The organism is Pelagimonas sp., from assembly GCF_050633425.1.
Classification (GTDB): domain Bacteria; phylum Pseudomonadota; class Alphaproteobacteria; order Rhodobacterales; family Rhodobacteraceae; genus Pelagimonas.
Window position 1 is genome coordinate 134,478 of sequence record NZ_JBOEGM010000022.1, and the last position, 18,556, is coordinate 153,033.

The following is an 18,556-nucleotide window of genomic DNA, read 5'->3' on the forward strand; positions in this document are numbered from 1 at the left end:
GACGGGGTGACGCTTGCGCAAGCGCGTCGCCCCACCCGCCATCCCGCTGGGTGGCCCAAAGACAGGTTGGAAAAGCTTTATGATCACAGTGACACAAGACGTGTTTCGACTGGCGCAGGTCTTCACAATTTCGCGCGGGTCGCGGACTGAGGCCAAGGTTTTGACGGTGGCGATCACCCGCGAAGGTTTTACCGGCTATGGAGAATGCGTGCCCTATGCCCGCTACGATGAAACGCTCGACAGTGTGACTGCCGAAATCCAAGGTTTGCCCTCTGATGTGACCCGCGACGCGTTGCAGGGGCTTTTGCCCGCAGGGGCCGCCCGCAACGCTGTCGACTGTGCGCTGTGGGACCTTGACGCCAAAATCGCCGGCAAACCTGCGTGGGAATTGGCGGGTTTGCCCAAACCCGGCCCGGAAATCACCGCCTACACCCTGTCACTCGACACCCCTGAAAACATGGAACAGGCGGCCCGCGATCATGCCTTCCGTCCGCTTCTCAAGATCAAGCTTGGCACGCCTGACGACATGCCGCGCCTTGAAGCGGTTCGCCGCGGTGCCCCTGATGCGCAAATCATCATTGACGCCAACGAAGGCTGGAGCGCCGGGGTTTACGCCGATCTGGCTCCGCATTTGGTCCGCCTTGGGGTGGCTCTGGTTGAGCAACCTTTGCCTGCGGGGGAGGATGATGCCCTGCTTGGCATGGAGCGCCCGGTGCCTGTCTGCGCCGATGAAAGCTGTCATGACAGGTCATCCTTGCCCAAGCTCAAGGGCAAATACGATGTGGTTAACATCAAGCTGGACAAGGCCGGTGGGCTGACAGAAGCGCTTGAATTAAAGCAAGAGGCCATCGCGCTGGGCTATGACGTCATGGTCGGCTGTATGGTCGGATCCAGCCTCGCGATGGCCCCCGCGACGCTGATTGCACAAGGTGTGGCTGTAACAGACCTTGACGGACCGCTTTTGTTAGCCGAAGACCGTGACAACCCTTTGCGGTTTGACGCAGATGGGGTGCATCCGCCTTTGGCTGCGCTTTGGGGCTAACCGGCCCGGCGTTATGTGACGGGTGATGCACCTTTCACCCGTCTTGCGCACAGTTTTGGAGAGATGAAATGACACGCACCGTTTACGTGAATGGCGAATATTTGCCGGAAAATGAAGCCAAGGTTTCGATCTTTGACCGCGCCTTTTTGATGGCGGATGGCGTCTATGAGGTGACCAGTGTTCTTGACGGCAAGCTGATCGACTTTGACGGGCACAGCAAACGGCTTGAACGCTCGTTGAATGAGCTGGACATGCCCAAGCCCGAGGCCTTTGATGAGCTGTTGGACATCCACCGCGAGCTGGTCAAGATCAACGAAATCCAAGATGGCATGGTGTATCTGCAGGTCACGCGTGGCGCGCCGGATGATCGCGACTTTGTTTTCCCTGATCCTGAAACCTGCAAGCCGACCGTTGTCTTGTTCACCCAAAACAAACCCGGTCTCGCCGATAGCCCGGTCGCCAAAACCGGTATCAAAGTCATCTCAATCGAAGATGTCCGCTGGGGTCGTCGCGACATCAAAACCGTGCAATTGCTCTACCCGTCCATGGGCAAAATGATGGCGAAAAAGGCCGGTGCAGATGATGCGTGGCTGGTCGAAGATGGCTTTGTCACCGAAGGCACATCCAACAACGCCTATTACATCAAAGGCAACAAAATCGTCACCCGCGCCCTGTCCAAAGACATCCTGCACGGCATCACTCGGGCCGCAGTTCTACGCTTTGCCCGAGAAGCTCAAATGGAAGTCGAAGAGCGCAACTTCACCATCGAAGAAGCCCAAGACGCCGACGAAGCCTTTATCACCAGCGCCTCGACCTTTGTGATGCCTGTGGTTGAGATCGACGGCAAACCCGTTGGCGATGGCACCCCCGGTACACGTGCGGCCCGCCTGCGTGAAATCTATCTCGATGAAAGCCGCAAGGCCGCGATCTGACCGCGGCCCATGCGGGACTTTTTCGCCATAATCGCGATTATCTTGGCTGTCGTCGGCTTGGGTGTGTTTCGCGTGCCGGATGAAAACGCGCTGGTGGCGGCGGGGATCAAAGTCGCCGCCGAAGGGGCGGTTTATCAGGAAAAACACCCCGTAAGGATTGAGGTCAAGGGGCGGGCAATCACCGCCTCTGGCCGGGTCGAAAGCCAAGACGAGGCGCGCCAGATCGAGGTGCGCCTTGCCGCTTTGGAAGGGGTCGAAACTGTGGTTGGCGATTGGACGATCCTGCCCAATGCTGCACCATTCGAATTGCGTTTCACCAAAACACCAGATGCGACCACGGCCACCGGTTACGTGCCCGATGCCCAAACCAAACAGGCCATCGCTGATGCGCTTGGGCTTGAGGATGTTGGGCTTGAGGATGTTGGGCTTGTTGTTGCCGCTGGGGTTCCCGATAGGGATTGGGCCGAGATCGCGGTGCAATTGGCCCAGGAAATTGCCACAACCCGGCGCGGCGACTTTTCCCTAAAAGACCGATCTATCCACCTAAGTGGCGACATCGACTTCCCGACCGACAAACAGGCGTTTGATAGCCGTCTGTCGGACTTGCCCGAAGGCTACAGCACCACGACCGATATCACCGTTTTGGACGACGGCACCCCCTATCGCCTTCTGGTCACCAAAGACCCACATCTCGGGGTGACGTTCCAAGGGAAACTGCCCCCCGATTACACCCTGCCTGACCTCAATGCAGTGGGCGCACATCCCCGTGGCGATGTCACAGCCGCCGCCATCGCCCATCACGCACCGGGGTTCGAACAGGCTGTTCCGCTCGGTTTGACACTCCTCAGTCACCTGCCCAAAGGCGCGGTGACTGTCACGCCGGGTACGATTTCGGTCTCCGGTGGCCCGATCTCTGACGATCTCGCTAAGGGTTACCACGATACCGCGCTGGCTGATCTGCCAGAGGGCTACGCGCTTAGCTTCACCTGGACACCAGAGCCAGACCCGCAACCTCTGACCCTGACCGTCGATTGGGACGGCGCCGACTTGGCGCTGTCCGGCCATGTCCCCAATAGCTTTTTGGAAACCGCACCGGGGCAGCTTCCAGATGATCTACCGGCTGTTGTCTTGCAACGGGCTGGATTTTGCACCAGCGCAACCTTGACCCTGACGCGTTCGCCTTTTCCTGATCTGGACGGCTGGGAAGACCCGTTTTGGCAGGCGCTAGGCGGGCTCAAACACCTTCAAGACGGACAGTTGACCTTTGACGTGGCCGGGCTTCGCATCACCGGAACCGCGCATGATCCACAGGCCCGCCGCCGCGCTTTTCGGGCCCTTGGGGACACCGCCGAGCTGGACGTGATGCTGGTCGACGATGGGGCACCGGCCCAGTTCCTGTTAAGCTTCGATGTCACCACCGGGGCCTCTGTTGAAGGCAAGTTACCCGCCGGTCTGTCTCCGGCTGCGATAGCCGAGATCATCGGGATTGAAGAGCTGCGCGGTGCCCCCCCTGTGTCGCCAGACGGTGGGCCTGAAACGACAATCAATCTGTTGACCGCCATGCAAGGCTGGCTGAGCGAAATCGAAGGTTTTGTTCTCAGCTATGACACCAGCGGCATTGCCATCACGGTTGAGGCTATGGTCGGGCAAAACCCGGATGAGCTGCGCCAATCTCTGGAATTGGCGTTGAAGCAGACCCCGGAGCAGGCCCAAACCCAAGACCAGACGCAAGAACAGGCCCAAAAACAGGCTGCTACCACGACAAAAATCCGCGTTGTGCCCTCCAAACCTCCGCTCGAAGGCAGCCGCAGAACCCATATCATTCTGGATCAGGCACAGATTTTTGCGGATGGGTATTGGCTCCCGTCGTTGTCCTTTTCGCCCACAATTGAAACCTGCGACGCCCAAATGGCGCAGGCCCCGCAGGTGCCTTTTGAGAATGGGCGCTTTGTGCCTGCTATGTCGGCGTATTGGCCGCTGGCGCATCTCGCGGCGATTGCCCGAAGCTGTTCGCGATTTGGCGATTTGACAGCAGAGATTTCGGCCGAGGTCGGAAGTTCCGAGCTACCGGTTTTGAACCGCCAACTTAGCCGCCGTCGGGCCGAAGCCATACGCCAAGAATTGCTCGCCCGCGGCGTATCTGCGGACCGTCTCACCACACGACCCGCGACGGCGGTCACTGGCCCGGACAAGTTGGTCATCACTTGGCGTTAACGGCTTGAGTTTACGACTTGGCGCTGGCGCACAAGTTTTGGGGTTAAAGCGCGCTCAGATACTTGGCGGCCCGTTTCCCGGCCCAGCGGCCTGTGGCAAGGCAGGCCGTTAACAAATACCCGCCTGTGGGCGCGTCCCAATCAATCATTTCACCGGCGCAAAACACCCCCGGCTTGTCGCGGAGCATCAGGTCGGGGGTCAGCGCGTCAAATGGCACACCGCCCACGGTCGAAATGGCTTCATCCAGCGGCCGCAAGCCTTGGTGGGGCACCGTCAGGTCTTTCAGCAGGGTGGCGATCTGGGCCGGGTCTTGGGGCAGGGGGCGCTGAACTTCGGAGATCAACGACATGGCTTGCGGCGGCAGGCGCAACGCTTTGCGCAGGAAATTGCTCTGGCTCTGTTTGCCCCGCGGTTTCGATAGTTTTTTGGTCAGGGCCTCGACATTTTGATCCGGAAACAGATCAATCCTAAGGTCGGCCCCATCGCGCAGGGCCGGAGAAAGCGGATAGATCCCGCCGCCCTCAAGGCCGCGCGCTGAAATCACCGCCTCGCCGCGCTGGGTCAGAGGTCCAGCTTTGAAAATCGCATTTTTGATCGGGCTGCCGAAATAGCGGGTCATGTGATCCGACCAGTCAACAATCAGCCCGGCATTCGAGGGGGCAAACTCTACTGTTTGGAGGCCATTTTGTACAAATTGCTCGGTCCAGGCCCCGTCTGAGCCTAGCCGCGCCCAGCTTCCGCCGCCCACTGCGATCACCGTGGCATCAGGGCGGATCACCTGTGTGCCATTTGGTGTTTCAAAGCGGAATTCCGTGCCGGTCCAGCCGGTCCAACGCCAACGTGTTTTGACATCTAGGCCTTTGGTATTGAGACGTAAAATCCATGCGCGCAGCAGCGGCGATGCCTTCATGGATGTGGGAAACAAACGCCCCGATGAGCCGGTAAATGTCTCTTGCCCCAAGGTCTTAGCCCAGTCTTTGATAGCGGTTGGCCCAAATTGAGCGAGCATCGGAGACAGCTTCGCGCTGTGATCCCCGTAAGTATCTAAAAAGGCGTCGAAATCTTGCATTTTCGTCAAGTTCAATCCCGACTTTCCAGCCATCAAAAACTTGCGAGCCAAAGATGGTTTTGCCTCGGCCAATGTCACATGGTGGCCGGCATCCAACAGCATTTCAGCCGCCATTAACCCCGCCGGACCACCACCAATAATCAGGGCCTGTGTCATGTTTCGGCGTTGCGAATTTCGACGACACGGTGCGGGTAGGGGATTTCGATGTCGTTGTCGCGCAGGGCGTTCCAGATCAGGAAGCCAACGTCTGAGCTGAACTTGTTTTTGCCGTCATCAATGCCATTGACCCAAAATTCTACAGCAAATTCAACGCCGCTATCCCCAAATGCGCGAAATTCGCAATCTGGTGGAAAGGGCGTGTCAAGCACGCGGGGGTGCTTGGCGACCGCAGTTTCGATGATATCGGGAACGAGGTTGATGTCGGTGTTATAGCTGACTGAGAAGGGCACTTCGTAGCGGTTTGATGATCCTTGGTCAGAATAGTTGATGACGCGGGTGGTGATGAAATCTTCGTTGGGCACCACGAACCAGCGGCCATCGTAACTCTCGATGATCATCGCGCGTGCCGTGGTCTGGATGATGTTGCCAGCCATACCATTATCGAGCTCGACATAATCCCCAACCGTCGCCTGTCCTTCGAGCAACAAAATCACGCCGGATATGTAGTTGGACGCGATCTTTTGCAGGCCAAAACCAAGGCCGACACCAATGGCCCCCGAGAGAACCGCAAGCGAGGTGAGGGGGATGCCGACGATGCTCATTAACAGAACAAAAGCAATGCCATAGATCATCAGTTCGGCGGCCTTGCTGGCCAATTGCCGGGCGGCTGGGCGCAGCTCTTCTTGTTTGTGGATGTAATTGCCGGTCTGATCGTTGGACCAGCGGCCAAGCCAGAACAGGATCGACCCTGCGATCACGCCCCGGATCACGGCCATGATCGTGAACTCGATATTACCAATCGCGATGGTCATTTCGTTCAGTCGCGCGGTGGCAAGATCGAGCAAGCCAAGCGCATAGAGCAACATGATCGGCATCAGGATAAACTTGCCAAGCACGCGCAAGAACCCGTCGGTGATGATCTCATGCACCAAAATGCGCGCGGCGAGCAGCAGGAATATCCGTTTGCCAAAAGCGATGACTGCGCCCGAGCCAAACAGGGCCCGGGTTGCTTGTTCGCCGATGCCCGTAAAGGCCCAGGCCAGTAGCGGTAGCAAAAGCGGCACAAAGATCAGGAAGAACCGCCGGATGGTGGCGAGGATCGAGGTACGACCTTCTTCGGGGGTCAGGAACCTCTCAAGCAGCGGGCGCAAGCGTTTGCTCAGCAGCCATGAGGCGGCAAAGGCGGCAAGCAGCAATCCAAACTGTGACCACGCGGCGGGGGACAAAAGCCAGCCCTTGGCGATGTCCCACCCCTGCAGGGCATAGCCGACCACGTTTCGGACAAAAGGGGGCTGTGAGGCGAGGTCAAAGTTCATAGGCGCAAGATCCGGACTGTGGGTGCGGTAACTCTTGCCTGTATGGGGCAAAAATCACAAGGGTTGCAGGTGACGGGGTGAGAGGATTTGAGGGAGGGCGCGATGCATGAGGGGCGCGCAGCTCTTGCGGCGGGCGGCGATTTTTCGGCGAAAAATCGTGTTGCGCCAAGACTTGCGTGCGCTTGATTGCGGTCCTACGCTGCGCTCAAATCTTGGAGTTTTCAACAGATGACACATCGTTTTTCCCTGCGCGTCTATTACGAAGACACAGATATGGCCGGGATTGTTTATCACGCCAATTATTTGAAATTCATTGAACGGGCGCGATCCGACTGGGTCAAGGAGATGGGGTTGGATCAAAACACCATGCGAGAAGAAGGTGTTGTGTTTGTCGTGCGCCGTATTGAGGCTGATTATCTGGCGGCCGCTAAATTTGATGACGAGCTGGAAGTGCAAACCGTGGTGCGTTCCCTAAGCGGCGTGCGCCTGATTATGGGCCAAGAGGTTCTGCGCGACGGTGATGTGGTGTTTCGTGCCGAAGTGACGGCGGTATGTATGAACCTTGAGGGTCAACCAACACGGCTGCCCCGGCAATTGCGCAAATCGGTCCACTGATCAGCGCCCCTCGGCAGGGAATCGCGCACCAGTTTGCCTGATTTGATGCAGCGGGAGTAGCCTTTCCCCTGCAAATGCGCTAACAGTTCAAGTAATCAGAGCCCATAAACAAGGGCCGTCAGGAAAAAGAGCAGGTTCATGGAAGCAGAAACGCTTGCCCTAGCGCAGGAGATAGATTTCTCCATGTGGGGGTTATTCGCACGCGCCACACTGACCGTTAAACTGGTCATGCTGGTACTGATCATCGCCTCAGTCTGGTCATGGGCGATTATTTTCGACAAGCTGATGTCCTATCGGAAAGCCCGCAAAGAAGCGGATCAATTCGACAAGGCATTTTGGTCTGGAGAGCCCTTGGACGAGCTGTTTGATCAGGTCGGTGTTGAGCCAAAGGGCCGGGCCGAACGGGTTTTTGCTGCGGGCATGATGGAATGGCGGCGCAGTCATCGCGATGATGGCGGGCTGATCGCCAACGCCCAAAGCCGCATTGACCGAAGCATGGATGTGTCGATCCAAAAAGAAGCCGAAGCACTCCAAAAGGGTCTGCCGGTATTGGCAACGGTCGGGTCAACCGCGCCGTTTATCGGCCTGTTTGGGACGGTGTTTGGCATCATGAACGCCTTTATCGAAATCGCACAGCAACAAAACACATCGCTTGTGGTGGTTGCCCCCGGCATCGCCGAAGCGCTTTTGGCAACGGGTCTTGGCCTGATGGCGGCGATCCCGGCGGTTGTGTTTTACAACAAGTTGTCCGCCGACAGTGACCGCATCATTGCAGGCTATGAAAGCTTTGCAGATGAGTTTTCGACCATCCTCAGCCGCCAGTTGGATTCCTAAGCCATGGGCGCGGGTGTCGTAAAAAACGGCGGGGGCGGTGGAAGCCGCCGCAGACGTGGACGCCGGGGCAAGGCCGCTCCGATGTCAGAGATCAACGTCACACCTTTCGTAGATGTCATGTTGGTTTTGCTGATCATCTTCATGGTGGCCGCTCCGCTTTTGACGGTTGGTGTTCCGGTTGAATTGCCCAAAACCGCAGCACAGGCGCTGCCGCAGGAAACCGAAGAACCGCTGACCGTTTCGATTGCCGCCGATGGCACTGTGCTTATCCAAAGCACCGAGATTACGCGCGAAGATTTGATCCCGCGCCTGCGCGCCATTGCGGCGGAACGCTCGGATGATCGGGTCTATTTGCGCGCCGATGGTGTGGTGCGCTACGAAGAGGTCGCCCAAATCATGGGCGCGTTGAACGCCGGTGGGTTTTCATCGATCGGTCTGGTGACCGATGTGGGCGGACCTGCCTTAAACGGCCCAGAAAACTAAAGGCGCTGAGGTGCAACGCGGGCTATATATATCAGGTGGGGCACATGCCCTGGCAATCGGATGGTTGCTGTTTGGGGGGCTGTTTCAGTCCTCCCCGCCAGACATTGAAGTGGCGAATGTCTCGGTGATCTCCGAAGCTGATTTCGCGGCCCTGACCCAAAACAGTCCCGCGCCTGAGGCCCCGCAACCTGCGCCGGTCCAGCCTACGCCCCCTCCTGAGCCTGACCCCGAACCTGTGCGCCCGACGCCGCGCCCGGACCCTGCGCCAACCCCGCAGCCTGAACCTCAGCCCGTGCCGCAACCCGCCCCCGAACCCTTGCCGGTTGTGCCCGAACCACCAACGCCTGCCGAGGTCGTGGACACGCCACCTGTCTTGATCCCACCCGAGCCGGAGCCTGATGTGCCGCCTGCACCAGAGCCGGCACCTTTGCCTAGTACCGCTGCCCCAAGCCGGTCTTTGCGCCCCAAACCGCGCCCCGCCCCGCGTGTCGCGCCAACGCCCGTGGCACCGCCTGAGCCGGACACCGTGGTCGCCGAAGAAACGCAACGCGCGGTATCCCCGGATGCCGATAGCGCCGATGTGGCCGAAGAGGCCCGAGAGGCCACAGCCCCAGAAGAAACCGCGTCCGAAATTGTAACCGAGGCCGAGAAACCGTCTGGTGCGCCCAAAACGTCATTGCGTCCGCAGGCCCGTCCTCAGCGCACGGCGGCCGCCGCGCCTGAACCTGCGGATGAGCCTGCCGCCGCAGAGCCAAGCGCACCAAGTGCAGAAGATGTTCTGAACGCCGCTTTGGCCGAGGCCTTGGCGGCTGGCAGCGATGATGACAGCTCATCCGGCCCGCCTTTGTCGCGCGGCGAAAAAGAGGGTCTGAAACTGGCCGTTGAAGCCTGTTGGATCGTTGATGTTGGCAGCCAGTCGGCCAATGTGACAATCACGCTGGGTTTTGATCTTGACCGGAACGGCAAGGTTGTCTCGGGCACATTACATATGATTTCTGCGCAGGGCGGCAGTGACGCGGCGGTTGAAGCGGCTTTTCAAAAAGCCCGCTTGGCTGTGTTACGCTGCGATGTGGAAAACGGCGGTTACGATCTGCCTGCAGAAAAATATGACCAATGGAAACAGGTCGAAATGACCTTTGACCCTTCGCAAATGCGGTCGCGTTAAGGCGGTGGTGAGTGATGTTTTGCGCAATTCCCCGCCAATTCCGCCGCGCAAGAGTGTTTGTTACCAAGCAAAATATGGCTAAGATACAGCCAAACGGGCACAGACCCGCGATCAAAGTTAAGAGCAGTTCCCGAGGAGGGACCACGATGCACACCCGTCTGGTACACATGTTGCTGGCAGTCATGCTGGCGCTGATCCCCGTCTCGGCCTCGGCAGAAGGGCCCCTTAAGCTCAAGCTTGACACTGGTGTTGTGGAGCCGATGCCCTATGCGGTGCCCAACTTTGTCCCCGAAACATCCGAAGCCATGGCGCATTCGGAAAACATCAGCCGGTTGATCGCCGAAGACCTGACCGGAACCGGATTGTTCCGAGAAATCCCCCGCGATGCGCATATTAGCACTGTGTCCAGCTTTGGCGCGCCGGTGCAATTCGCCGATTGGAAGGCGATCAATTCGCAAGCCCTAATCACCGGCGGTGTCAGCACCGATGGCGCAGGGCGTATCATCGTTAAATTCCGTGTCTGGGACGTGTTTGCCGGGCAAGAATTGGGCGAGGGCATGCAATTTGCCTCGACCGCTGATGGGTGGCGGCGTTTGGCGCATAAGGTGGCCGATCAGGTCTATTCGCGCCTGACCGGTGAAAGCCCGTATTTCGACAGCCGCGTTGTTTTTGTGTCTGAAACTGGCCCCAAGAACGAGCGTGCCAAGCGGTTGGCCGTGATGGATTACGACGGTGCGAATGTGCAATATCTGACCGACAGCCGGTCGATTGTTCTGGCCCCGCGCTTTTCGCCCTCGGGTGACCGGGTGCTGTACACCTCATATGAAACTGGATTTCCGCGCGTGCATGTGTTGACCGTAGGCGATGTGCGCAGTCGGATTTTGCAAGCCAATGATGGCGTCATGAGCTTTGCCCCACGCTTTTCACCAGACGGGCGCACGGTGGTTTATTCGCTGACCCAAGGGTCAAACACCGATATTTGGGCGATGGATGTGGCCAGTGGTGGCACCCGTCGTCTATCTGTTTCACCGGCGATTGAAACCGCGCCAAGCTATAAGCCTGACGGCAGCCAGATCGTGTTTGAAAGCGACCGCAGCGGCACTCAGCAGCTATATGTCATGCCCGCAAATGGCGGGGAAGCGGTGCGGATCAGCTTTGGTAAAGGGCGCTATGGCACCCCGGTTTGGTCACCGCGCGGTGACTTGATTGCCTTTACCAAACAGTACGAAGGGCGCTTTCACATTGGCGTGATGCGCACCGATGGCTCTGAAGAACGGGTGCTGACGGCGTCGTTTTTGGACGAAGGGCCAAGCTGGGCTCCGAATGGCCGTGTGTTGATGTTTGCCCGCGAAACGCAGGGCGCACAGGGGGCTTCGGCGTTGTATTCAGTTGATATTTCAGGACGAAACTTGAAACGCGTGCGCACACCTGCCGGGGGGTCCGATCCCAGCTGGGGGCCTTTGCAATAAAGGGCTGGATGGGGGTCGGCAGAGCTTTGCACAGAAAAACGAAGCGGATTCCCGCTGGCGCAGAGCTGTGATAGGTTGCGCAAAGAGAGCCTCAAAACAGGGCCCGAACGCGGGCCAAAAGAGATAGAGCAGGACGAGAGACAATGACACATTTCCCCAAAGCAGTTTTGCCCAAGGCGGTTTTACTGGTGGCGGCGCTTGGTCTGGCGGCCTGCACCAACGCCAATCGGTTCGGTGACGGCCAGGACGGCCCCGGCGCGGGCACGGTTGCCCCGGCCCCCGGCTATGCCCCCGGTAGTGCCGATGATCCGGCCTCGGTCGCGCATTTTCAGCAACGGGTCGGAGATCGTGTGCTGTTTCTGGTTGATCAATCTTCGCTGACCGCCGAAGGGCGCGCCACGCTGGACCGTCAGGCCGAATGGCTATTGCTCAATTCAGATTATCTCGCAGTGATCGAGGGTCATGCGGATGAACAGGGCACACGTCAGTATAACCTTGCGCTTGGGGCCCGCCGCGCCAATGCGGTGATGGAATATCTGGTGTCCAAAGGCGTGCCCGGATCACGTTTGAAATTTGTCAGCTACGGTAAAGAACGCCCGCTTGAGGTGTGCTCGGCCGAAGCGTGTTATGCCAAGAATCGCCGTGCCGTGACAATTTTGTCGGCCGGACTAACGGGTTAAGTTCTAACAGGATAAGATGATGCGTGTCTCCTTTGCCTTTGGGCCGGTTTTGGCCCTGTTGCTTGCCGGAACGTCGGTGCAGGCTCAAAGTGATCAAACCTTGGCGGATATCCGTCAGGACATGGTGGTCTTGTCGGTTGAGTTGCAAAAGCTCAAGCGCGAGCTGAGCACAACAGGCGGGAGCGGGGTCGCAATTGCGGGGGATCAGCTTGAGCGGATCACGTCGATTGAAACGCAATTGCAGCGCATCACCGCCAAGACCGAGCAATTGGAACATCGCATCACACAGGTGACCCGCGATGGCACGAACCGGCTTGGCGATCTGCAATTCCGTCTCTGTGACCTTGAGCCGGGATGCGATATTTCTACGCTGGACACCAGCGCGCCTTTGGGCGGCGATGCCGTGCCCGTTGTTGCGCCTGCACCTGCGCTGGATGTGCCGACAGACGGGCTTTTGTTTGGCGCTGGCGAATTGGCCGTGAGCGAAGAGGCTGATTTTCTGGATGCCCAAAAGGCTCTGAACAATGGCGATTTCAGCGGCGCTGCGCAATTGTTTGCCGTGTTTCGGGAGACCTATCCCCTGGGGCCGCTTGAGGCTGCGGCCTTGGTCGGTGAAGGCCGGGCGTTGGATGGCGGCGGTGACACCCGCGAAGCCGCGCGCCGATACCTAAGCGCCTATTCTGGTTTCCCTGACGATCAGGTCGCCCCAGAGGCGCTTTGGCGCTTGGGTGTATCGCTGGGGGCTTTGGGCTCAAAACCCGAAGCCTGTGTGACATTGGGTGAGGTCGCAGGCCGCTATCCCGGCTCTGACTTTATTGCTCAGGCCGATCAAAGCCGTGCGGCCCTCGGCTGCCAGTGACCCAAGACCTGTGACAAAAGACCTGCCCAATCTGGACCAACGCTTTGCAGAGGCGATGGGCCAGCTTTTGGGGCCCGACTTTCCGAGCGACATTGCGCTGGCCGTGTCTGGCGGTGGTGACAGCATGGCGATGTTGGCGCTGGCGCATAACTGGACGCGGGTCTGGGGAGTTAAGCTTTGGGTTGTCACCGTCGATCACGGCCTGCGTGCGGCCAGTGCCGATGAGGCAGCCATGGTCGCCAATGAATGCAAGAGCCTTGGGCATCCGCATGCGACATTGCGCTGGCATTGGGATGGTAAAGGCAACTTGCAAGACGCCGCGCGGGCCGCTCGGCTGCACCTGATTAATCGCTGGCGGGGCGATTTGGACCATGTGCTGGTCGCTCATACGCAGGATGATCTGGCCGAAACATTCCTGATGCGGTTGAAGCGGGGGTCGGGCGTCGAAGGTTTGGCAGCGATGCGCGCGCGTCGGGTCTTTCGGTCTTCTGGTGACATGATGCCCCTAGGCACCGCGGATTGCACCGGCGATATGCCGCCACGATCCGATCCGCATCACGCGGGGGGCGTGCGATCCGGTTCTTCTTATCAAATCCTGCGCCCCTGCTTGTCTATGCGCCGTCAAGAACTGCGCCATTATAACAGGGTTCTCAAAACCCCCTGGGCGGATGACCCGTCGAATGATGATCTCAAATATGACCGGGTTCGGATGCGTCGTTTGCTGGGGGAATTGGAACCGCAGGGGTTTGGCGCGGATCTTTTGGCCGAAACGGCCCATCGTCTGCGCCGCGCCCAAGAGGCCTTGGCCCAACGTGCCCGCCACGTCTGGAGCGCCATCGGCACCGAAGGGCAGACCGATCACGCCGTCACAGGCGATCTTTTGCTGAACCGGGACGGGTTGGCCAAGATCGAGCGCGACACCCAGTTGCGACTGTTGGCAGCCGCGCTGCAATGGGTCAGTTCAGCCTCATATCGTCCACGTGAAGCGGCGCTGGAAGAGCTGTTGGAGCGTGGTTTGGCCGGAGGTGGGGGCACGCTTCATGGCTGCGAACTTCGGGTCGAAAAAGAAAACCTGCGCATTTTTCGAGAAGAAAAGGCGCTGACGCATCTGGCGATCCCCTTGAAACATCAACAGATTTGGGACGGTCGTTGGCTGATTTCGCCGATAGGCGATCAGCCGTGTACCCTGCGCGCGCTTGGGGATGCGGGGTGGCAACATGTTGCTGAAAAGAAAGAGACGCCAATACCTTACCATGCGGCGCGAAGTTTACCGTCGCTGTGGCAGGGGGACAAATTGCTGGCCTGTCGCGCTTTGGGCATCGGGCCGAACCATCCGATTTCGCTCAACCCGTTTGGTCAATCGGGACATAGCTTTGACCGCTTCCTTCTTTCGCATTGAAGTGCTGCGTTTCATGTCTATGTTGTGACACAACGCCCGGAATGCGCAACGTGCATCCGACTTCTTTTGCCGTCACTTGGGGGATCTTCCTTGGGCAACGCTCGTAATATCGCTTTTTGGATCGTACTCTTTGTGCTGATCCTTGCACTTTTCAGCCTGTTTTCCGGTAGCGGAACAACTTTGCAAAGCAAGGAGGCGAGCTATTCAGACTTCGTGTCCGCAGTTGAAGGCAAAACCGTCGACTCGGTCGTCATTGATGGCGAACAGGTGCGCTATCGGACCTCGGATGGCGCGGATCATGTCGCCATCAAGCCCGAAGATCACGCCATCACAGAATTGCTGATCGAAAATGACGTTCCGACATGGGCCGAACAGCAAGAGCAATCTGGCTTTCAGTCCTTTATCATTGGCCTTCTGCCCTTCCTGCTTTTGATCGGTGTGTGGATTTATTTCATGAACCGCATGCAGGGCGGCGGCAAAGGTGGCGCGATGGGGTTTGGCAAGTCCAAAGCCAAGCTGCTGACCGAAAAGCAAGGCCGTGTGACGTTTGACGACGTGGCCGGCATTGACGAAGCCAAAGAAGAACTGGAAGAGATCGTCGAATTCCTGCGCAACCCGCAAAAATTCAGCCGCCTTGGCGGTAAGATCCCCAAAGGCGCGCTTCTCGTTGGCCCTCCCGGGACTGGTAAAACCCTGCTGGCGCGGGCCATCGCAGGCGAGGCCGGTGTGCCGTTCTTTACCATTTCAGGTTCTGACTTTGTTGAAATGTTTGTGGGTGTGGGCGCGTCCCGTGTGCGCGACATGTTCGAACAGGCCAAGAAAAACGCGCCGTGTATCGTGTTCATCGACGAAATCGACGCCGTGGGCCGCGCCCGTGGTCAAGGTTATGGCGGTGGTAACGACGAGCGCGAACAGACGCTTAACCAGCTGCTGGTTGAAATGGACGGCTTTGAAGCCAACGAAGGTGTGATCATCGTTGCGGCCACCAACCGCCGTGACGTGCTTGACCCAGCGCTGCTGCGTCCGGGCCGGTTTGACCGTCAGGTCACCGTGCCGAACCCAGATATCAAGGGCCGCGACAAGATTTTGGGCGTGCATGCCCGTAAAATCCCGCTGGGCCCCGATGTTGATCTGCGCATCATCGCGCGCGGAACACCGGGTTTCTCGGGTGCTGATCTGGCCAACCTTGTGAACGAAGCGGCCTTGATGGCGGCGCGGGTTGGTCGTCGCTTTGTGACAATGGAAGATTTTGAGCAGGCCAAGGATAAGGTCATGATGGGGGCCGAGCGCCGCAGCATGGTTTTGACCGATGAGCAAAAGGAAATGACCGCCTATCACGAAGCGGGCCACGCTTTGGTCGGGATTCACCTGCCAAAATGCGATCCGGTTTATAAGGCGACAATCATTCCACGCGGCGGTGCCTTGGGCATGGTGATGAGCTTGCCTGAGATTGACCGTCTGAACATGTTCAAAGACGAATGCCACCAGCGTCTTGCCATGACCATGGCGGGCAAAGCGGCTGAGATCATCAAATACGGTGAAGATCAGGTGTCAAACGGGCCTGCTGGCGATATTCAGCAAGCGTCAGGTTTGGCGCGGGCGATGGTGCTGCAATGGGGCATGTCTGACAAGATCGGCAACATTGATTACCGCGAAGCCGCAGAAGGCTATCAGGGCAACACCGCTGGCCTGTCTGTTTCGGCCCATACCAAAGAGCTGATCGAAGAAGAAGTCCGCGGCTTTATTCAGGCGGGTTATGACTGGGCGCGTGAAATCATTCTGGAACGCCAAGAAGATTTCGAACGTCTGGCACAGGGGTTGTTGGAATATGAAACCCTGACCGGCGAGGAAATTCAGCGGGTGATGCGCGGTGAGCCGCCGCATTCTGAGGATGACGACAGCGGCAGCGGGGCAGAAGCTGACAAGCCAAGCCTGACGGCCATTCCGAAAACCAAATCCAAAGCCAAACCGGCAGGAGACGGTGATATGGAGCCGGAACCAAACGCATGACGACAAAGGCCAGCGCAACTTGGAACCCCGAAGCGTATCTTCGCTTTAAACGCCTCAGGTTGCGCCCGGCGCTTGATCTTATCAGGGCTCTTCCGGCTTTGCCGGAGGGGCCCATTGTCGATTTGGGCTGTGGTTCAGGCTCAGTTGGCGAGGCCTTGGCCGGGTTTGGACGGCCACTCATGGGCGTGGATAACAGTGAAGAGATGCTGGCCGAAGCCCAAAAGACCGGTGTCTATGACACGCTGACCCAGACAGACATCAGCACCTGGAGCGGCGAAACCGCCCCAGCGCTGATTTTTTCAAATGCGGCTTTGCAATGGGTGCCAAATCACGCTGATATTCTGCCGCGATTGGTGAATGAGCTGGCTCCGGGCGGTGTACTGGCGCTTCAGGTGCCGCACCAAAACCACGCCCCATCACATCACATCTGGAAAAGCCTTGCCGAAGAATTCTGGCCGGGTCGGATCGACTTTGATGATGGCCCAAGTGTGTTGCCGCCTGCCAATTATTACCATTTGCTTGGCCCTTTGGGCGATTTAAGCCTATGGGAGACCGAGTACTATCAGGTGCTGGAACCGGCTGATACGGGTCACCCTGTTCGTCGCTTTACCGAATCCACCTATGGTTTGCCGATTTTGCAAAAGCTGGAGCCCGCCGAAAAAGAGCGCCTGATACAAGCCTATGAAGCGGTGATCGGTTCGGCCTACCCATCGGGCGAGGATGGAACGGTTTTGTTTCCATTCCGGCGGATGTTTATGATTTTGACACGCTCTTAGGCTGGCTTAGGCTGGCCATCCTCACTTTGCCCATGCTGGTTTTCACCGGCCGACGTCAAGTAGGTCAGCGTGAGGATCGCAATCGAAACAGGCACGTACAACATCGCCAAACCGACTTGAAAAACGGCTCTGGGAATGTCCAGTTGCGCGTAGGTTTCCGGTGTCCATAGCCAGTACAGTACCGGAGAAATAACAAAGCTCTCTAGAACGAATATTGTCAGCGTGAGCGTCGTTATCGCGCCCCAAACTTTGGCAAACTGTGACAGGCCGCCGCGTATGGCATCACGAAATCCAAGGCTGTGTCCTAGCGCAACCGCAGGAAAACCAAGGCCAAACACTGAAAAGATCAATAGAAACAAATATTGCGTAAAATAGTCCTCGTAAAAGGTAAATGCTTTCCATGCCCAAAGAGAGCCAGATCGCATCAGCCAAGAATTCAGTCCAAGGGCCATAACCCAACGGACGGCACCTGCGAGGATCGCAAAGACCACGAGACTGGGCAGTGCGATCACAAACCCATTCTTTATATAGGTCACAACCGGGAAGCGGCGCATGTCTGGCAAGGCTATTTTGCGATTTGGGTGGGCTATGATGCGATGCCAGCCGATGGCGTTCAACGTTGCGCCGATGATGATCAAAGCAAACATCCCGACCATGGCCACCAACCATATCAGCCAATCCGATAGGCCAGGCGTGACTTCGGGTGGTGGCACAAAGAATAAAACCGAAAAGACAATGATGTTCTCAACAAGGATGATCGGAGAAGATATCAGCAGCAAATATCGACCCTGACCCAACACAAGGCCGAGGGCTTGGAAAAACAATTTCAGACCTTGAAACATAAATGATCGCTCTATTTAGTGCCGTGTCATAAGCGACCCAAAGGATTGATATGTAATGCCCGCCTTAAAGCCAACAGAACATTTTGCAACGGTCACCTGGGTCGGTGTTGTGCCGGATGGGGATGGTCTGCGTGCCAGAAAATCGCCGAGCCTTGACTTGGATTGGGACGGGCCGGTCGGTGAAAAACACGGCGGGCGCACGCGGCCCTCGTGTAGCCGTGTCACTTCACAACATGCGCGCGGCACCGAGATCGCCAATGTCCGCCAACTGTCGGTCCTGTCCCAAGAAGAGCTGGATGCCATTGCGGCAGATATGGGCCTTGAGGCGATCTTGCCAGAATGGCTGGGTATCTCGCTTGTGATCGAAGGTATTGCCGATTTCAGTTTTGTGCCGCCCTCGTCGCGGTTGCAGGCGGAAAACGGCACGACACTCGTCATTGATATGAACAACCGTCCCTGCATTTTTCCGGGCAAAGAGATCGAGGCAGATATGCCCGGCTATGGTCCAAAATTCAAACCGGCCGCCGCAAATCGGCGCGGTGTGACGGCATGGGTTGAACGCCCCGGCACCCTGACACTTGGTGACAGGCTGAGATTGCATATCCCGGATCAACGCGCCTGGGCCCCGCAAACCAGCTAACAAAAGGCGCGGAGCGGCAACACCGGTTTCCGATCCGCTCGCTCTGGGTTTT

At 57.9% G+C, this 18,556-nt stretch carries 17 protein-coding genes; 14 read left to right on the forward strand and 3 right to left on the reverse strand.

What is annotated here, in order from left to right; translation table 11 throughout:
• Positions 1–79 precede the first annotated feature (79 nt).
• From dgcA to ACRBB0_RS19295, 3 genes are all read left to right on the forward strand, one after another.
• Complete coding sequence (gene dgcA / locus ACRBB0_RS19285; RefSeq protein WP_431376093.1) at positions 80–1,042, forward strand: N-acetyl-D-Glu racemase DgcA; 963 nt, start codon at positions 80–82, stop codon at positions 1,040–1,042.
• A gap of 68 nt (positions 1,043–1,110) precedes the next feature.
• Complete coding sequence (locus ACRBB0_RS19290; protein WP_431376094.1) at positions 1,111–1,974, forward strand: D-amino-acid transaminase; 864 nt, start codon at positions 1,111–1,113, stop codon at positions 1,972–1,974.
• Positions 1,975–1,983: 9 nt separating this feature from the next.
• Entirely contained in the window at positions 1,984–4,188 is a 2,205-nt protein-coding gene (locus tag ACRBB0_RS19295; RefSeq protein ID WP_431376095.1) for a hypothetical protein, read from the forward strand.
• A gap of 43 nt (positions 4,189–4,231) precedes the next feature.
• Here ACRBB0_RS19295 and ACRBB0_RS19300 read toward each other — a convergent pair whose 3' ends face one another.
• Together ACRBB0_RS19300 and ACRBB0_RS19305 are read right to left on the reverse strand one after the other, a co-directional pair.
• Positions 4,232–5,413 carry a TIGR03862 family flavoprotein gene (locus tag ACRBB0_RS19300; protein ID WP_431376096.1) on the reverse strand — a complete coding sequence of 394 codons (1,182 nt, stop codon included), beginning with the start codon at positions 5,411–5,413 and terminating at the stop codon, positions 4,232–4,234.
• Entirely contained in the window at positions 5,410–6,732 is a 1,323-nt protein-coding gene (locus ACRBB0_RS19305; protein ID WP_431376097.1) for a mechanosensitive ion channel family protein, read from the reverse strand. Before ACRBB0_RS19305 ends, ACRBB0_RS19300 begins: the two co-directional genes overlap by 4 nt.
• A gap of 228 nt (positions 6,733–6,960) precedes the next feature.
• On the opposite strand from ACRBB0_RS19305, the gene ybgC reads away from it, so the two are divergent.
• From ybgC to ACRBB0_RS19355, 10 genes are all read left to right on the forward strand, one after another.
• Complete coding sequence (gene ybgC, locus ACRBB0_RS19310) at positions 6,961–7,347, forward strand: tol-pal system-associated acyl-CoA thioesterase (protein WP_431376098.1); 387 nt, start codon at positions 6,961–6,963, stop codon at positions 7,345–7,347.
• Between the two features lie 138 nt (positions 7,348–7,485).
• Positions 7,486–8,181 (forward strand): protein TolQ, encoded by a 696-nt coding sequence (tolQ, locus tag ACRBB0_RS19315; RefSeq protein ID WP_431376099.1) that lies wholly within the window; start codon positions 7,486–7,488, stop codon positions 8,179–8,181.
• Between the two features lie 3 nt (positions 8,182–8,184).
• A complete protein-coding gene (gene tolR, locus ACRBB0_RS19320; RefSeq protein WP_431376100.1) occupies positions 8,185–8,664 on the forward strand; it encodes a protein TolR in 480 nt (159 codons plus the stop codon).
• 10 nt (positions 8,665–8,674) lie between these two features.
• Positions 8,675–9,829, forward strand: a complete 1,155-nt coding sequence (locus ACRBB0_RS19325; protein WP_431376101.1) for a cell envelope biogenesis protein TolA — start codon at positions 8,675–8,677, stop codon at positions 9,827–9,829.
• 146 nt (positions 9,830–9,975) lie between these two features.
• Positions 9,976–11,298, forward strand: a complete 1,323-nt coding sequence (gene tolB, locus ACRBB0_RS19330; RefSeq protein WP_431376102.1) for a Tol-Pal system beta propeller repeat protein TolB — start codon at positions 9,976–9,978, stop codon at positions 11,296–11,298.
• Between the two features lie 143 nt (positions 11,299–11,441).
• A complete protein-coding gene (gene pal / locus ACRBB0_RS19335) occupies positions 11,442–11,978 on the forward strand; it encodes a peptidoglycan-associated lipoprotein Pal (RefSeq protein ID WP_431376103.1) in 537 nt (178 codons plus the stop codon).
• A gap of 16 nt (positions 11,979–11,994) precedes the next feature.
• Positions 11,995–12,837, forward strand: coding sequence for a tetratricopeptide repeat protein (locus ACRBB0_RS19340; protein ID WP_431376104.1), 843 nt, complete (start codon positions 11,995–11,997; stop codon positions 12,835–12,837).
• A gap of 10 nt (positions 12,838–12,847) precedes the next feature.
• A complete protein-coding gene (tilS, locus tag ACRBB0_RS19345) occupies positions 12,848–14,236 on the forward strand; it encodes a tRNA lysidine(34) synthetase TilS (protein ID WP_431376105.1) in 1,389 nt (462 codons plus the stop codon).
• 90 nt (positions 14,237–14,326) lie between these two features.
• A complete protein-coding gene (ftsH, locus tag ACRBB0_RS19350) occupies positions 14,327–16,246 on the forward strand; it encodes an ATP-dependent zinc metalloprotease FtsH (protein ID WP_431376106.1) in 1,920 nt (639 codons plus the stop codon).
• Positions 16,243–17,022, forward strand: coding sequence for a methyltransferase domain-containing protein (locus tag ACRBB0_RS19355; RefSeq protein WP_431376107.1), 780 nt, complete (start codon positions 16,243–16,245; stop codon positions 17,020–17,022). The genes ftsH and ACRBB0_RS19355 overlap by 4 nt, the downstream gene beginning before the upstream one ends.
• Here the strand turns inward: ACRBB0_RS19355 and ACRBB0_RS19360 are convergent.
• Positions 17,019–17,801 carry a hypothetical protein gene (locus ACRBB0_RS19360; RefSeq protein WP_431376108.1) on the reverse strand — a complete coding sequence of 261 codons (783 nt, stop codon included), beginning with the start codon at positions 17,799–17,801 and terminating at the stop codon, positions 17,019–17,021. The genes ACRBB0_RS19355 and ACRBB0_RS19360 overlap by 4 nt on opposite strands.
• 118 nt (positions 17,802–17,919) lie before the next feature.
• On the opposite strand from ACRBB0_RS19360, the gene ACRBB0_RS19365 reads away from it, so the two are divergent.
• The gene (locus ACRBB0_RS19365; RefSeq protein ID WP_431376109.1) at positions 17,920–18,504 is read left to right on the forward strand and encodes an MOSC domain-containing protein; all 585 of its coding nucleotides are present in this window, start codon (positions 17,920–17,922) and stop codon (positions 18,502–18,504) included.
• The last annotated feature ends 52 nt before the right edge of the window (positions 18,505–18,556 follow it).

What these genes read in the sequence shown, in the direction of transcription:
- dgcA (WP_431376093.1), top strand. Translation starts at nt 80, where the DNA reads ATGATCACAGTGACACAAGACGTGTTTCGACTGGCGCAGGTCTTCACA.
- tolQ (WP_431376099.1), top strand. Translation starts at nt 7,486, where the DNA reads ATGGAAGCAGAAACGCTTGCCCTAGCGCAGGAGATAGATTTCTCCATG.
- ACRBB0_RS19290 (WP_431376094.1), top strand. Translation starts at nt 1,111, where the DNA reads ATGACACGCACCGTTTACGTGAATGGCGAATATTTGCCGGAAAATGAA.
- ACRBB0_RS19355 (WP_431376107.1), top strand. Translation starts at nt 16,243, where the DNA reads ATGACGACAAAGGCCAGCGCAACTTGGAACCCCGAAGCGTATCTTCGC.
- ACRBB0_RS19340 (WP_431376104.1), top strand. Translation starts at nt 11,995, where the DNA reads ATGATGCGTGTCTCCTTTGCCTTTGGGCCGGTTTTGGCCCTGTTGCTT.
- pal (WP_431376103.1), top strand. Translation starts at nt 11,442, where the DNA reads ATGACACATTTCCCCAAAGCAGTTTTGCCCAAGGCGGTTTTACTGGTG.
- ACRBB0_RS19295 (WP_431376095.1), top strand. Translation starts at nt 1,984, where the DNA reads ATGCGGGACTTTTTCGCCATAATCGCGATTATCTTGGCTGTCGTCGGC.
- tolR (WP_431376100.1), top strand. Translation starts at nt 8,185, where the DNA reads ATGGGCGCGGGTGTCGTAAAAAACGGCGGGGGCGGTGGAAGCCGCCGC.
- ACRBB0_RS19305 (WP_431376097.1), bottom strand. Translation starts at nt 6,732, where the DNA reads ATGAACTTTGACCTCGCCTCACAGCCCCCTTTTGTCCGAAACGTGGTC.
- ACRBB0_RS19300 (WP_431376096.1), bottom strand. Translation starts at nt 5,413, where the DNA reads ATGACACAGGCCCTGATTATTGGTGGTGGTCCGGCGGGGTTAATGGCG.
- ybgC (WP_431376098.1), top strand. Translation starts at nt 6,961, where the DNA reads ATGACACATCGTTTTTCCCTGCGCGTCTATTACGAAGACACAGATATG.
- tolB (WP_431376102.1), top strand. Translation starts at nt 9,976, where the DNA reads ATGCACACCCGTCTGGTACACATGTTGCTGGCAGTCATGCTGGCGCTG.
- ACRBB0_RS19365 (WP_431376109.1), top strand. Translation starts at nt 17,920, where the DNA reads ATGCCCGCCTTAAAGCCAACAGAACATTTTGCAACGGTCACCTGGGTC.